General features: G+C 59.8%; 13 protein-coding genes and 1 pseudogene. 8 read left to right on the top strand and 6 right to left on the bottom strand.

Annotated features, from left to right (window positions below; all coding sequences use genetic code 11):
- The first annotated feature begins 15 nt into the window (after positions 1–15).
- From HQN82_RS21710 to HQN82_RS21695, 4 genes are read left to right on the top strand one after another with little or no spacing between them, the layout of a single operon-like run.
- On the top strand, positions 16–1,539 hold the full coding sequence (locus tag HQN82_RS21710) for a sugar ABC transporter ATP-binding protein (RefSeq protein ID WP_037093510.1): 1,524 nt from the start codon (positions 16–18) through the stop codon (positions 1,537–1,539).
- Positions 1,539–2,579 carry an ABC transporter permease gene (locus HQN82_RS21705; protein WP_173616042.1) on the top strand — a complete coding sequence of 347 codons (1,041 nt, stop codon included), beginning with the start codon at positions 1,539–1,541 and terminating at the stop codon, positions 2,577–2,579. The genes HQN82_RS21710 and HQN82_RS21705 overlap by 1 nt, the downstream gene beginning before the upstream one ends.
- Entirely contained in the window at positions 2,576–3,556 is a 981-nt protein-coding gene (yjfF, locus tag HQN82_RS21700) for a galactofuranose ABC transporter, permease protein YjfF (protein WP_173615908.1), read from the top strand. Before HQN82_RS21705 ends, yjfF begins: the two co-directional genes overlap by 4 nt.
- A 17-nt stretch (positions 3,557–3,573) precedes the next feature.
- The gene (locus HQN82_RS21695; RefSeq protein WP_173615907.1) at positions 3,574–4,308 is read left to right on the top strand and encodes a FadR/GntR family transcriptional regulator; all 735 of its coding nucleotides are present in this window, start codon (positions 3,574–3,576) and stop codon (positions 4,306–4,308) included.
- A gap of 66 nt (positions 4,309–4,374) precedes the next feature.
- Here the strand turns inward: HQN82_RS21695 and HQN82_RS21690 are convergent.
- Positions 4,375–5,594: pseudogene (locus HQN82_RS21690) on the bottom strand (MFS transporter).
- A gap of 185 nt (positions 5,595–5,779) precedes the next feature.
- Here HQN82_RS21690 and HQN82_RS21685 point away from each other — a divergent pair.
- From HQN82_RS21685 to HQN82_RS25555, 4 genes are all read left to right on the top strand, one after another.
- Positions 5,780–6,718, top strand: a complete 939-nt coding sequence (locus tag HQN82_RS21685) for an AraC family transcriptional regulator (protein WP_173615906.1) — start codon at positions 5,780–5,782, stop codon at positions 6,716–6,718.
- Positions 6,719–6,952: 234 nt separating this feature from the next.
- Positions 6,953–7,306 (top strand): DUF1304 domain-containing protein, encoded by a 354-nt coding sequence (locus HQN82_RS21680; protein WP_173616041.1) that lies wholly within the window; start codon positions 6,953–6,955, stop codon positions 7,304–7,306.
- 4 nt (positions 7,307–7,310) lie between these two features.
- Positions 7,311–8,582: a glycerate kinase type-2 family protein gene (locus HQN82_RS21675; protein WP_173615905.1), complete on the top strand. Its 1,272-nt coding sequence runs from the start codon at positions 7,311–7,313 to the stop codon at positions 8,580–8,582.
- Between the two features lie 115 nt (positions 8,583–8,697).
- Positions 8,698–8,949: a hypothetical protein gene (locus HQN82_RS25555; protein ID WP_234904888.1), complete on the top strand. Its 252-nt coding sequence runs from the start codon at positions 8,698–8,700 to the stop codon at positions 8,947–8,949.
- Positions 8,950–9,037: 88 nt separating this feature from the next.
- On the opposite strand, the gene HQN82_RS21670 is transcribed toward HQN82_RS25555, so the two are convergent.
- From HQN82_RS21670 to HQN82_RS21650, 5 genes are all read right to left on the bottom strand, one after another.
- Positions 9,038–10,225: a Gfo/Idh/MocA family protein gene (locus HQN82_RS21670; protein ID WP_173615904.1), complete on the bottom strand. Its 1,188-nt coding sequence runs from the start codon at positions 10,223–10,225 to the stop codon at positions 9,038–9,040.
- Positions 10,226–10,246: 21 nt separating this feature from the next.
- Positions 10,247–11,299 carry a sugar phosphate isomerase/epimerase family protein gene (locus tag HQN82_RS21665; RefSeq protein ID WP_173615903.1) on the bottom strand — a complete coding sequence of 351 codons (1,053 nt, stop codon included), beginning with the start codon at positions 11,297–11,299 and terminating at the stop codon, positions 10,247–10,249.
- Positions 11,300–11,443: 144 nt separating this feature from the next.
- The gene (locus HQN82_RS21660; protein ID WP_173615902.1) at positions 11,444–12,517 is read right to left on the bottom strand and encodes an ABC transporter ATP-binding protein; all 1,074 of its coding nucleotides are present in this window, start codon (positions 12,515–12,517) and stop codon (positions 11,444–11,446) included.
- A 17-nt stretch (positions 12,518–12,534) separates the two neighbouring features.
- The gene (locus HQN82_RS21655) at positions 12,535–13,383 is read right to left on the bottom strand and encodes a carbohydrate ABC transporter permease (protein WP_022563716.1); all 849 of its coding nucleotides are present in this window, start codon (positions 13,381–13,383) and stop codon (positions 12,535–12,537) included.
- Complete coding sequence (locus HQN82_RS21650) at positions 13,376–14,314, bottom strand: carbohydrate ABC transporter permease (RefSeq protein WP_004438845.1); 939 nt, start codon at positions 14,312–14,314, stop codon at positions 13,376–13,378. The genes HQN82_RS21655 and HQN82_RS21650 overlap by 8 nt, the downstream gene beginning before the upstream one ends.
- Positions 14,315–14,328 lie beyond the last annotated feature (14 nt).

Here is a 14,328-nt window from a genome sequence, read left to right as displayed (position 1 = left end):
ATACGGAAACTGCTCATGTCCGAAACGGCCCCACTTCTGGAAGCACGCGCCATCGGCAAATCCTTTCTAGGGATCACGGCGCTGGATGGCGTCGACTTTGCGCTTGGGCACGGCGAAATCCATGCGCTGCTCGGCGAAAACGGCGCGGGAAAATCGACGCTGATCAAAATCCTGACGGGCGTCTACAGCCGCGGCAGCGGATCAGTCTTTCTGGAAGGCAGCGAAATCTCGCCCGCCAATGTGGGTGAGGCGCAGGCCCTTGGCATTGGCACCGTCTATCAGGAGGTCAACCTTCTCGAAAACCTCACCGTTGCGGAGAACCTCTACCTTGGCCGCCAGCCGCGGCGCTTCGGGCTGATCGACCGCAGCACTATGCAAAAGAATTCGCAGGCACTGCTTGCCCAGTACGGGCTCTCCATCGACGTCAACGCCCTTCTCTCCAGCTATTCCGTCGCCATCCGTCAGATCATTGCCATCGCCCGCGCCGTCGATCTTTCCGGCAAGGTGCTGGTGCTGGACGAACCGACCGCCAGCCTCGACGCTCATGAGGTTGAAATGCTGTTCGGCGTACTGAAAAAGCTGCGGGCGCGCGGTATCGGTATCGTAATCATCACTCATTTCCTCAATCAGGTCTACGATATCGCCGACCGGGTGACGGTGCTGCGCAACGGCCGGCTTGTCGGCACACGCGAAATCGGCAGCCTGCCGCGTTCCGAGTTGATATCGATGATGCTCGGCCGGGAACTTCAACAGATTACCCATGACCATCAGGCGACCGAAGAAACAATCGCCGAAGGCGAGCCAAGCATTCGCTTCGAAGGTTATGGCAAACGCGGCAGCGTCTCTCCATTCGATCTCGGGATACGCCCCGGGGAAATCGTCGGCGTGGCAGGGCTTCTCGGCTCCGGCCGGACCGAAACGGCATTCCTGCTCTTCGGCATAGACCGCCCTGACACGGGCAAAGCAACGATCGACGGGCAGGCGGTGACGATCTCTTCTCCCGAGGCGGCGATTGCGGCCGGTTTCGGTTTCTGTCCCGAAGAACGCAAGACAGACGGCATCATTGGTGATTTCTCCGTGACCGACAACATCGCGCTGGCCCTTCAGGCCCGGCAGGGATGGGCGCGGCCGCTGTCGCGCCGGCAAAAGGCGGAGCTGGCGGAAGGTTTCATCAAATCCCTCGATATCCGCCCGGCCGACCCCGACCGGCCGATCAAGTTCCTGTCCGGCGGCAACCAGCAGAAGGCCATTCTGGCCCGCTGGCTCGCCACCCATCCCCGGCTTCTGATCCTCGACGAGCCGACACGCGGCATCGATATCGGCGCCCACGCGGAAATTCTCAAAATGATCGAAAAACTCTGCAGCGAGGGCATGTCGCTCGTCGTCATATCCTCCGAACTGGAAGAACTCACCGCCGTGGCGCATCGTGTCGTCGTGCTTTCCGACCGCCGGCATGTCAGCGAGCTGAAAGGCGGCGAAGTGACGGCCGACAATATCATGCGTGCGATCGCAGATGCGGCCAGAACGGAGGCGGCATGATGGCGGCAGTCAATCGGCGTCTTAGAAGACTTGCACCGCAGCTTGCTGCGCTCTTCATCATTCTCGCAGCGATTACAATCATTTCGCCCGGCTTCCTCAATGTGTCGTTTCAAAATGGCAGGCTCTATGGCAGTCTGGTAGATATTCTTGTGCGCGCCGCCCCCGTGGCGCTGCTCACCATCGGCATGACGCTGGTCATCGCGACCAAGGGCATCGATCTTTCCATTGGTGCTGTCATCGCCATCTGCGGCGCCGTCGCCGCCACGCTCATCAGCAATGGACATTCCATTCCCTCCGTCATCGCCATTTCGCTTGGCGTGGGAATTGTCTGTGGCCTCTGGAACGGCGTGCTGGTTGCCCTTCTCGACATACAGCCCATCATCGCCACGCTGATCCTCATGGTGGCAGGGCGCGGCATCGCGCAGCTCATCACCGAGGGCGTCATCCTCACGTTCAACAATGACAGCTTTTCCGCGATCGGCTCCGGCGCATTTGCCGGTGTGCCCCTGCCCGTCATCATCTGGATAACGGCCGGGCTCCTGATAGGCTTTCTCGTTCGCAAGAGCGCACTCGGTTTCCTGATCGAAGCGACCGGCATCAATCGCCGCGCAGCGGCTCTTGCCGGTGTAAGGGCGCGCTTTCTGCTTTTCTTCGTCTATGCCGTTTCCGGTCTTTGCGCGGCGATCGCCGGCATGATCGTGACGGCGGATATTCGTGGTGCGGATGCCAACAATGCCGGCCTTTGGCTGGAATTGGACGCCATATTGGCGGTGGTCATCGGGGGCACTTCACTAAATGGTGGCCGCTTCTCCATCACCGCATCGCTGATCGGCGCGCTCATCATCCAGACCATCAATACCGGCATCCTCGTCTCGGGCTTTCCGCCGGAATTCAACCTCATCATAAAGGCCGGCATCATCATGGTGGTGCTGACGCTGCAATCTCCGGCGATCATGGCCGTCCTCGGTTTCGTGAAAGCGCCAAAGCAGCACGCCAAAACCGCCACCAACGGTATGACCAAGGAAGGAACCGCGCGATGATCCACAGCCGCAACCTGCCCTTCCTCACCACGCTGACGATTTTCGTCGTCGCCTATCTTCTTTGCGTGATGCAATATCCGGCGATCTTTTCGACGCGGGTGATCGGAAATCTTCTTACCGACAACGCCTTTCTCGGCATAGCCGCCGTCGGCATGACTTTCGTCATCCTGTCAGGCGGCATCGATCTCTCGATTGGTTCGGTCATTGCCTTCACCAGCGTCTTTGTGGCCGTCCTGGTCGGCACCTATAACATCCATCCGCTGCTTGCCTTCGCCATCGTGCTTTTGATTTCCACGCTGTTTGGCTGCCTCATGGGCGCGATGATCCGCTTTCTCTCCATCCCGCCTTTTGTGGTGACACTCGCGGGCATGTTCCTGGCGCGCGGGGCTGCCTATCTGATCTCCACCCAGTCGGTGCCGATCTCACATCCTTTCATCGATGCGATACAGGGCTTTTATTTCCGCTTTCCAGGCGGCGGCAGGCTGACGGCGCTCGCCATGCTCATGCTTCTCGTCTTCGTTGCCGGCATGCTGATCGCAAGCCGCACTCGCTTCGGTGCCAATGTCTATGCGCTGGGCGGCAATCCGCAATCTGCCGAGCTGATGGGCGTGCCGATCGGGACCACCACCATTGGCATCTATGCACTTTCCGGCTTTCTCTCCGGCCTCGCTGGCATCGTTTATACGCTTTACACCTCGTCAGGTTACTCGCTGGCGACGGTGGGCGTGGAGCTGGACGCGATCGCCGCCGTCGTCATTGGCGGTACACTTCTGACCGGCGGCACGGGATTGGTTGCGGGAACCTTTGTCGGGCTTTTGATCCAGGGCCTGATCCAGACGTACATCGTTTTTGATGGAACCCTGTCCTCCTGGTGGACGAAAATCGTCATCGGCGTGCTGCTTTTCGTGTTCATCGTGTTGCAGCGCGCAATCATCTGGTATTCAAACAGGAGACTGGCCGGACCGCATCCGGCATAACGCAAACGGAGGCTTGCTTGGGGCTGCTCGAAACGACGATTAGCGGGCGAAAACGCCGGAACAGCCACTCGCATGTGGTTTCCGAACTCGGCAGCGCCATCGTCTCGGGCAGGATCGCCGAAGGCTCTCTGCTGCCCAACGATGCCGAGCTCTCCATGCGTTTCGGCGTCTCGCGCACGGTGCTGCGCGAAACCATGAAGACGCTGGCGGCCAAGCGGCTGGTGGAACCCAAGGCGAAGGTGGGTACCCGGGTGCTCGACCGTTCGAGCTGGAATTTCTTTGATCCAGATGTGCTGGGCTGGCGCTGCGAAGCTGGCATCGACCAGGAATTTGTGAAGCACCTGGCTGAAATTCGGCTGGCGCTGGAGCCAGCGGCGGCGGCGGCAGCAGCTCTCCAGGCCTCCAATGAAGACATTGTCTCGCTTTACGTCATCGCCGCAAAATTCGACAATCCGCAGCATACGCCGGAGAGCATCGCCAAAGTGGATCTCGAGTTCCATCTTGCCGTCGCGCATATGTCCGGCAATCCCTTCATGCGTTCGGCAAGCGGGCTGATCGAGGCGGCGCTTGCCATCTCATTCCAGCTTTCGTCACCGGCCGCCTCGCCCGGCACCATCGCCGAGATCGCATCCAACCACCTTCGCATTGTCCACGCCATCGCGGCGCGGGACGCGGATGCGGCGGTGAAGGCCATGCGGCATGTGATCGAAGTGGGTAAGGACCGGACGCAGAAGGCGATCAAGACGATTTGAAACCCGAAACCGGTCGTAGTGAAGGCGGGCCCACAAGAATGCAGGCCCATTCCTCTCGCCAGGTCCTCAGCCCTGCGATGCCTCTACCTGCGGTACCACGCCGCGCCGCGACGCCATCAGCGAGGCGCCGAGAAGGGCTGCGATGGCCACGAAGACGAACACCATGGTTGCGCCCTGGAGATCGATCAGCAGGCCGCCAAGAACCGCACCGCTGGAAATAGCAATCTGGAATGTCGTAAGCAGCAGCGCACCCGCGCTCTCGGCCTCATCCGAGGCAACACGCGTGATGAAACTCTGCACGCTGACGGGCAATGCGCCGAAGGCAAAACCCCAGGAGGCGATGGCAAGGCCCGCAACAACGGGAGATGCGCCGGCGATCACCAGGATGGAAGCCGATGCGGCGATCAGCGTCGCGGCGAAGGTCACCGCCCAGGCCGTGTTCTTTTCGGCAAGGAAACCACCGAAAAGATTGCCGAAGAAACCGCCGATACCGTAAATCAGCAGAACAAGCGAAATCGCCTCCACGCCAAGCTGCGGCACGTCTTCCAGGAACGGTCGGACATAGGTGAAGCCGGCAAAGTGGCCCGCAACGATTAATAGCGTCGTCAAAAGACCGATCCGGACCTGCGTTCGCTGAAGCAGCCGGAACATGGTGGAAAGGCCGGGGGCACCGGCCGGCGGCAGCGAAGGCACGGTGAGCAATTGCACGGCGAGTGCAATGACGCCGAGCACGCCGGCAACAACGAAAGCCGATCGCCAGCCGAGGGTCGCGCCAATCCACGCGCCCACCGGTGCCGCACACACGGTTGCGACGGAGACCCCGGTAAGGATGATGGCCATGGCGCGAGGCAATTTTTTTCAATAGGCACGAGCCGCAACGCCAGCGCCGCCGACATGGCCCAGAAGCCGCCAAGACCGATGCCCAGCAAGACGCGCGAGGCAAAGAGCATGAAAAGCCCATTGGCGAGGGCGGCCAGCGTGCTGGAGATGATCAGCAGCGTGGTCAGCCCCAGCAGGGTCCAGCGCCGGTCAATGCCGCGTGTGCCGATGACGACACCCGGACCTGCAACCGCAGCGACAAGTGCCGTGACGGTTATGGATTGCCCGGCAATGCCGGAGCTAATGGAGAGATCGGCCGATAGCGGCGTCAGGAGGCTGACGGGCAGGAATTCCGCCGTTACCAATCCGAAGACGCCGAGCGAAAGTGAAACCACAGCGGCCCATTTCGCATCCGGCTCCTGTCTGCGCGGCGTATATTCGAGTTCGTTTATGGTCCGGCTATTCATGAAAATCTCCTGATGCGCATTCCCGGGAACGCGTCGTGAAACGGAAAGGGCAAGGCAAGGAAGCCGGTTGGGAGCCCCGCTTCGACGGCTGCAAATCGATGCAGGCAGGCTATGCGTGACATCTCGGCGTTTCCATGCTAGAAAATCCGTATTCCTTAACCAATCGTCCGAATATGCGAGATACCATGAACGATGCCCTGACGGAAATGTTGCGTGGCCTTAGGCTTGACGGTGTGGAATATGGCCGCTGCCGCATGGCCACCCCCTGGGCGACGGCTTTTCCCGAACAGGAAGCGGCGCGGTTTCATTTTATAGGCGTGGGGCACGCGAAATTGCAAAAACCCTCGGGTGAATGGCTGACCCTGACATGTGGCGACGCCGTGCTTCTACCGCGCGGGCATGCACATGTGCTGGCGAGCGGTGAAAAAGTGACCCCTTCCCCCTTCGACCGGTTCGGCAAAAAGGAAGTGTGTCAGGGCATTTTCGACATGGAGTGCGCGAGTGCGGGTGGCGATACCGTGGCGTTCACCGCTTCGATGCGTTTCAACATGGATAACCTGCATCCGCTGCTGCAGCTGATGCCTGATGTGATGTTGACCAGCGATCTGGCGAAAAGCGATCCGGCCATTCCGCATCTTCTGGAAGCCATGACGCGGGAGGTCGAGCTGAACCGCGTCGGCGCGGGCGGCATTCTGGCGCGGCTGGCCGATGTGTTGACTGCAACGCTGATCCGTACTTGGGTGGAATATGGCTGCGGCGATTCCAGCGGCTGGCTTGCCGCCGTGCGCAATCCCGAACTCGGCCGCGTGCTCGCCGCCGTTCACCTCAATCCCGAAAAGGACTGGAGCGTTGAAGAGCTTGCCTCCCTGATGGGCGCATCCCGCTCAAGTTTCGCGGAACGTTTCACCCGCGTGGTAGGAGAAAGCCCCGCGCGTTATGTGGTTCGGGTCCGCATGCATCAGGCGCGGCTGTGGCTGCGAGAGGGCATGCGGGTGACGCAGGCGGCCGAAAAGCTTGGTTACGATTCCGAGGCGTCTTTCAGCCGCGCCTTCAAACGGGTGATCGGCGCACCGCCCAGCCAGTTCCGCAGGAGAGATGCAGCAGGGCTGGAGGATGCGGCTTAAGACACGCCCCACTCGGCGGAAACCGCAGACTTAGTGGAAATTCGGGAAATGACCTTTATCCGCTCCACCGCATCTTCATCATGGCGGCGGGCGGCGCTCTTCACCAGTTTGTACGGGAAGAGAGGATTCTGGCCTTGCGGCTATCTGTTGCACCGTTAAAACGGAATTACCCGCTTGCCACCTGTTACCCTGGACAGACCTGGCGACGGGCATCAGGGTTTGGAGGAACCGATGATGATCGCCAGCATTCTGATTGCCGTGATCGCGGCAATCCAGATTTACATCGTCATTCTGGAAATGCTGCTTTGGGAGAAGCCTGCCGGTCGCAAGGCCTTCGGTCTTTCCGCGGATTTTGCCCGGCAGACGAAAGTGCTGGCCGCCAATCAGGGGCTTTATAATGGTTTTCTCGCAGCGGGGCTGATCTACGGGCTCACGCATGGTGACGACGGGCTGAACTTCAAAGTCTTCTTCCTGACCTGTGTGCTGCTGGCCGGTATTTTCGGCGCCGTGACAGCCAATATCAAAATCCTGTTCATTCAGGCATTGCCGGCATTGTTTGCACTCGGCTTCCTCTGGATTGGAATATGAACAAATGACCGCATGGAACGATACGTCCGCAAGAGACGCTCTCAACCGCATCTTCATGGCCGCAGTCGCCAGTGCCGATCCGGCTAAGGTGTTGCAACAACACCTGCCCTCCCCGCCTAGAGGGCGGTGTGTAGTGGTTGGCGCAGGCAAGGCTTCCGCTGCAATGGCCGCAGCGATTGAAGCGGCATGGCCAAATGTCGATCTTTCCGGCGTGGTAGTGACGCGTTACGGCCATGCCGTCCCGACCGGGCGCATTGAAATCATCGAAGCCTCGCATCCGGTGCCGGACGGCAGGAGCGCCGAAGCAGCAAAACGCATTCTCGCCGCCGTTGAAGGGTTGACTGCAGACGACATGGTCATCGCGCTGATTTCCGGCGGTGGTTCGGCGCTGATGGTCTCACCCGCCGAGGGAATGACGCTTGCGGACAAGATGGCGGTCAACCGCGCTTTGCTTGCCAGCGGCGCTACGATTTCCGAAATGAACGCCGTGCGCAAGCACCTCTCCCGCATCAAGGGTGGGCGACTGGCGCTGGCCGCCAAACCGGCCAGGGTCGTTTCGCTGCTGATCTCCGACGTGCCGGGCGACGATCCCTCGGAAATCGCCTCGGGCCCGACAGTCGCCGATCCGAGCGATATTGCGACCGTGCGGGAAATCGTTTCCCGTTATGCGCTCGATCTTCCCGAAAATGTGCGCAAAGTGCTGGAAAAAGGCGAGGAAACCCCGAAGGCGGGCGATATCGCGGAAGATATCCGGCTCATCGCCGCACCCTCGCTCGCCTTGCAGGCGGCTGCGGATGAGGCGGTGAAGCTTGGCTTAACACCGCTCATCCTCGGGGATTCGCTGGAGGGTGAATCCAGGGATGTCGGCGCCGTCATGGCCGGTATCGCGATTTCCGCCCGCCGCAAGGGCCTGCCACTCAGAGGCCCGGCCGTTTTGCTTTCCGGCGGCGAGACCACGGTCACGATCGGCAAGGGGCCGGCCGGCAAGGGCGGCCGCAACACGGAATTCCTGCTGAGCCTTGCGCTGACGCTCAAAGGTGCTGACGGCATATGGGCCATTGCCGGCGATAGCGACGGCATAGACGGAGTGGAGGATGCCGCGGGCGCCGTGGTGACGCCGGACACACTTGCCCGTATGCGCGCAGCCGGTGTCGATCCGCGCCAGTCGCTCGTGAGCCACGACAGCTATACCGCTTTCAGGGCGGCAGGAGATCTTGTCGTGACCGGTCCAACGCTCACGAATGTCAATGATATCAGGGCGATTTTGATCGGCTGATAGCGGAGCATTGGCAGAGACTACTGAGCTTCCGGCACGTGCTCCTAGAGGAGCACGTTTTGACTATACACTCGGACAGGAGTAATCTGGCGGGATATCTTTTGGAGCCTCAGCCATGCGTCCTGGAGTGCTCGTACTTGGCTTGGCCATTGCCCTTATCCCAGCTTTGGCGGATGCCCATAATTGCAAATGCCGAAATCGCGGTGTCATGTTTCAGCTCGGCCAGACGTCCTGCATCAGAGTCGATGGCGGGTCCTATCTTGCCCGCTGCGAGATGAAACTCAACGTTTCCTCCTGGACCAAAATCCAGGACGGCTGCCCCGTGACGCAACGCGTGGAGTCGATATCGTCCAGCGCTTATCACTAAGTCTTGTGCCCCCGCCCACGAAGGGGCTGGCGCATCAGCTTTTTTCTTCTCCCCGGGGCGGGGAGAAGAAATACGCTGCAACCTCGCCTCAGAGCTTCACCCAGACACCGTTCTTCTTGCCGGACTCGATGCAGGCCGTAACAAAGGCGACGCCCTTTACGCCATCATCGACGGTCGGGTAAATCACGGCCTTGTCGAGCGCCGAGCCGGTGCGGCGGGCTTCGATGGCATGCGCCGCCTCGGTATAGATCGTTGCGAAGGCTTCGAGATAACCTTCCGGGTGGCCGGAAGGGATGCGGGTGACGCGTGCTGCGGCAGCCCCTGCCCCCGCGCCGCCGCGGGTGATCAACTGCCTCGGCTCGCCAAGCTTCGTGAACCAGAGATAGTTCGGATCGGCCTGCGTCCATTCTATGCCAGCCTTGTCACCATACACACGAACTTTCAGCCCGTTTTCGTGGCCGACCGCAACCTGGCTGCACCAGAGCAGCCCCTTTGCCGCCTGCTTGCCACCCTTCGGCTTGAAACGCAGCATCACATGCGCGTTATCGTCCAGACGGCGGCCTTCGACAAAGGTATGCACATCTGCCGCCAGTTCGTCGACTTCCAGACCGGAAATGAAGCAGCCGAGATTATAGGCATGCGTGCCGATATCGCCTGTGGAACCACCCGCACCGGATTGGGCCGGGTCGGTGCGCCAGACAGCCTGTTTGGCACCCGTCTGCTCGATGGGTTCCGCCAGCCAGTCCTGCGGATATTCCATCTGCACCAGACGGATCGTGCCGAGAGCGCCCGATTCCACCAGTTCCCGTGCATGCCGCACCATCGGATAGCCGGTGTAATTATGCGTCAGAATGAACAGCGCATCGGCCTTGTCGGCCACGTCTTTCAGCTTCTTCGCGTCTTCCAGATTGGAGGTCAGCGGCTTGTCGCAGATGACATGGATGCCACGCTCCAGAAACGCCTTCGCCGCCGGATAATGCACGTGGTTGGGCGTGACGATCGCCACCGCCTCTATGCCATCCTCGCGCAGCGCTTCCTTTTCGGCCATCTCCTCGAACGAGCCGTAGCAACGCTCGGGATTGAGCCCCAGCTCGCGGCCGGAGGCGAGGGATTTTTCCGGGGTCGAAGACAGGGCTCCTGCCACCAGATCGAAACGGTTGTCGAGCCGCGCCGCCATGCGGTGAACACCACCGATAAAGGCACCAGAACCACCGCCCACCATGCCGAGGCGAATCCGCTTGTTCGCCTTGTCGGTTGTCTTTCCTTCAATAGCCATAATGTTTCCTCTGCAATGCTCTCAAAGCCCAAGCATACGGCGGTTGGCCGCATCGTCGGTGCCACCAGATGCGAAATCGTCAAAGGCTTTTTCCGTAACACGGATGATATGCGCCTTGACGAATTCAGCCCCTTCGCGGGCACCATCTTCAGGGTGTTTCAGCGCACATTCCCACTCAACCACGGCCCAGCCGTCGAAATCATTGGCGGCCATTTTCGAGAAAATCGCACCGAAATCCACCTGCCCATCACCCAGCGAGCGGAAGCGTCCAGCACGTTCCACCCAGCCCTGATACCCACCATAAACGCCCTGCCGTCCGGTGGGGTTGAACTCCGCATCCTTGACGTGGAACATCTTGATACGGTCTTTGTAGATGTCGATATTGTCGAGATAATCGAGGCATTGCAGCACGTAATGCGAGGGGTCGTAGAGCATGTTGGCGCGGGAGTGGTTCTTCACCCGTTCCAGGAACATCTCGAATGTGACGCCATCATGCAGATCTTCACCGGGATGGATTTCGTAGCAGACATCGACGCCCTGCTCATCGGCATAATCGAGGATCGGCGTCCAGCGTTTGGCAAGTTCGTCAAAGGCTGTTTCTACAAGACCGGCCGGGCGTTGCGGCCACGGGTAGACAAAAGGCCAGGCCAGCGCGCCGGAAAAGGTCGCATGCGCCTTGATGCCGAGATTTCTGGAGGCTTTCAGTGCAAACTTCACCTGCTCCACCGCCCATTGCTGACGCGCTTTCGGGTTGCCACGCACTTCCGGTGCGGCAAAACCGTCAAAAGCCTCGTCATAGGCTGGATGAACCGCAACAAGCTGGCCCTGCAAGTGCGTGGAAAGCTCGGTCACTTCCACACCGTTCTGGCGCGCGACACCGGCGAATTCGTCGCAATAGTCCTTCGACTCCGCCGCTTTCTTGAGATCGATCAGCTGCCCGCTCCAGGTCGGCACCTGCACGCCGGCATAGCCCTTTTCCGCCGCCCATTTGGTAATGCTGTCCCAGCTGTTGAAGGGGGCCGCATCACCGGCGAACTGACCGAGAAAAAGACCCGGTCCCTTGATCGTTCTCATAAAAATCTCCTCCTGCATCGATACAGTTGCGCGGTAACCCCGCTTTGTTCCCAATCGCCAAGCTAACCGCTCGTGATTTTCAGACAAGCCCCAAAAGCGAAGGGGCAAGAGAATTTCAGCATTTCATCAAGAACATCTGGACACTTAAAGCGCCAGTCCGCTCGCCCTGTCGAAGACGTGCACGCGCTCATGGTGCACGGTGGCGGCAAAGGGCGTATTGACCTTCACCGGTTGCTCACCATCCACCACTGCCGTGACTTGATCGCCCGCCAATTCGAAGACCACATGGGTCTGCGCGCCGGTTGGCTCCACCAGCACCGTTCTGCCGGTAAGCGAAATATCTCCGCCAATCGCAGAACCAATATGTTCAGGACGAAGCCCGATCGTCACCGGCTGGCCGCGCTTGACCTTGCGCGAAGCGGCAATACGGATCGCGGTTCCGTCCTTCAGTCGCGCGGCGGGCTGGTCGCCTTCCCCATCGACTACGCCTTCGATGAGGTTCATCGCAGGCGAACCGATGAAGGCGGCGACGAAGAGATTGGCGGGTGTCTTATAAAGCTCAAGCGGAGTACCCTGCTGCTCGATGCGGCCGTGATTGAGCACCACCACCCGGTCCGCCAGCGTCATCGCCTCGATCTGGTCATGGGTGACATAGATGGAGGTCGTGCCGACCTTCTGGTGCAGCGCCTTGATTTCGCTGCGCATCTGCACACGCAGCTTGGCATCGAGGTTGGAAAGCGGCTCATCGAACAGGAAGACAGCGGGGTTGCGAACGACAGCGCGGCCCATGGCGACACGCTGGCGCTGGCCGCCGGAAAGCTGCGAGGGTTTACGGTCCAGCAGCTTGCCGAGATCGAGCATGCGGGCGGCTTCCGCCACGCGCTCCTCGATGACGTTTTTCGGCTGGCCGGCAAGCTTCAGATTGAAGCCCATGTTTTCAGCCACCGTCATATGCGGATAAAGCGCGTAGGACTGAAACACCATGGCGATGTTGCGCTCGCGTGGGGTCATGCCGTTGACCACCTTGTCGCCGATGAGAATATCACCATCGGTGATTTCCTCCAGCCCGGCGATCATGCGCAAAAGCGTGGACTTTCCGCAGCCCGAAGGCCCGACCAGCGCGATGAACTCCCCATCAGCAATATCGAGCGATATGCCGTGAATGACATCGAGCGCGGCATACGACTTGCGGATCTCTTTAAGTTCGACGGAAGCCATTTTTTGCTCCTTTCACGTCACGATTTGACGGCACCGGCCGTCAGGCCCGCGATGATGTGTTTCTGTGCGAGGAAGAAGACGATGACGGTCGGCAGGATCGTCAGCGTGATGAAGGCGAGAACGAGCTGCCACTCCGTGCCGAACTCGCCGCGATAGACCATGATGCCGAGCGGCCAGGGATATTTCGATTCGGAATTCAGCATGATGAGCGGCAGGATGTAGCTGTTCCAGCTGCCGACGAAGGAAACGATGCCAACGGTCGCGACGATCGGCCGTGAGAGCGGCACGGAAATATGCCAGAAGAAGCGCAGATAGCCGCAGCCATCCACAAAGGCCGCCTGAAACAGCTCGTCGGGCAGATTACGGAAGTAATTTCGGAACAGGAGAATGCTCATGCCAAGGCCAAAGGCCACCTGCGGCAGCACCACGCCCCAATAGGTATCGAGCAGGCCAAGATCGCGAATGCGGATGAAAAGCGGCAGGATGGCGGTGGCCGCGGGAAACATCAGACCCAGCAGGAAATAGTTGAGCAGGAAAGACGAGCCAAAGAACTTCACATGCGCGAAAGTGAAGGCCGCCATGGCCGAAACTGTCAGCGTCAGGAACACCGTCAGCAGTGCGATGACGAGCGAATTGAAAATCTGCAGCCAGTAGCGTTTGCCAAGCAGGATATCGCCGTAATTGGCCCATTGCCATTCGGCGGGAATTCCGAACGGGTTAACGCGCAGGTCTCCCAGCGTCTTGAAGCCACCGAGCGCCGTCGTGAGAAGCGGGATGAGCACGATGGCTGCAATCAGGCTCAATGAAATATAGAGATAAAGCTTGGTTTGCAGCGGCATGCGGACGGAAGTGGATGTGTCAGTCATGGCGCATGAAAATCCTTTTGTAACCGAAGGCGAGCGTCACGCAGATGACGAAGAGAACGACGCCAACCGCACTGCCAAGCCCGACCTGCATGCGCATGACCCCGTAGGTGTAGAGGAACGTGACCATGGTCTGCGTGGAGTTGGACGGGCCGCCGCCGGTCAGCGGCATGATCATGTCGAACAGCTGCAATGAGCCGATGACCGCGAAGAAGACGGAAAGGCGCACGGTGGAGCCCAGCATCGGCAGCGTAACGTAACGGAATTTCTGCCAGCCGGACGCGCCGTCGATTTCGGCCGCTTCCAACACGTTCTTGTCGACGGATTGAAGGCCGGCGATGAACAGCATCATGTGGAAACCGAAATATTTCCAGACGATGACGCCGAGCACGGCATAGATCGCCACGTCCTTGTCAGCCAGCACATAGGGATTGGCGAAACCGAAGAAATTGGAAATGGCGGCAAACAGGCCATAATCGCCATCATAAACGAAACGCCAGATCAGACCCGCCGCAACGTCAGCAAGAACGTAAGGCAGGAAGAATACCAGCCGGAAGGCGACGACACCGGGAATGCGGTGCGCCAGCATCATGGCGAGCCAGATGGCCAGCGGAATCTGGATCAGGATCGAAATGAGAATGATGAGGCCGTTATTGATCAGAGCCTGCGAGAATGCGGCATTGCCGAACAGCACCTGGAAATTCTTCAGGCCGACAAAATCGGTCGGCGTGCCGTAGCCGTTCCAGCGGTAAAGACTGTACCACGCCGCCTCTCCCATGGGCAGGATGACAAACAGGGTAAAGAGCAAAAGTGCGGGCGGCAGGAAGACCAGAAGGGTCAATGCCCGGTCATGCGCGACCGAACTTTGCTTGCGCCTGGCCTTTGCCGCGCCGCGCGCCGGTATGGACGCAGAAGTCATGGAAATATCCGTCATCTCTATCCGCTTTC

This window comes from Agrobacterium pusense, from assembly GCF_013285525.1.
In the GTDB taxonomy this organism is placed as follows: domain Bacteria; phylum Pseudomonadota; class Alphaproteobacteria; order Rhizobiales; family Rhizobiaceae; genus Agrobacterium; species Agrobacterium pusense.
This window is presented reverse-complemented; position numbering and strand designations above follow the sequence as displayed.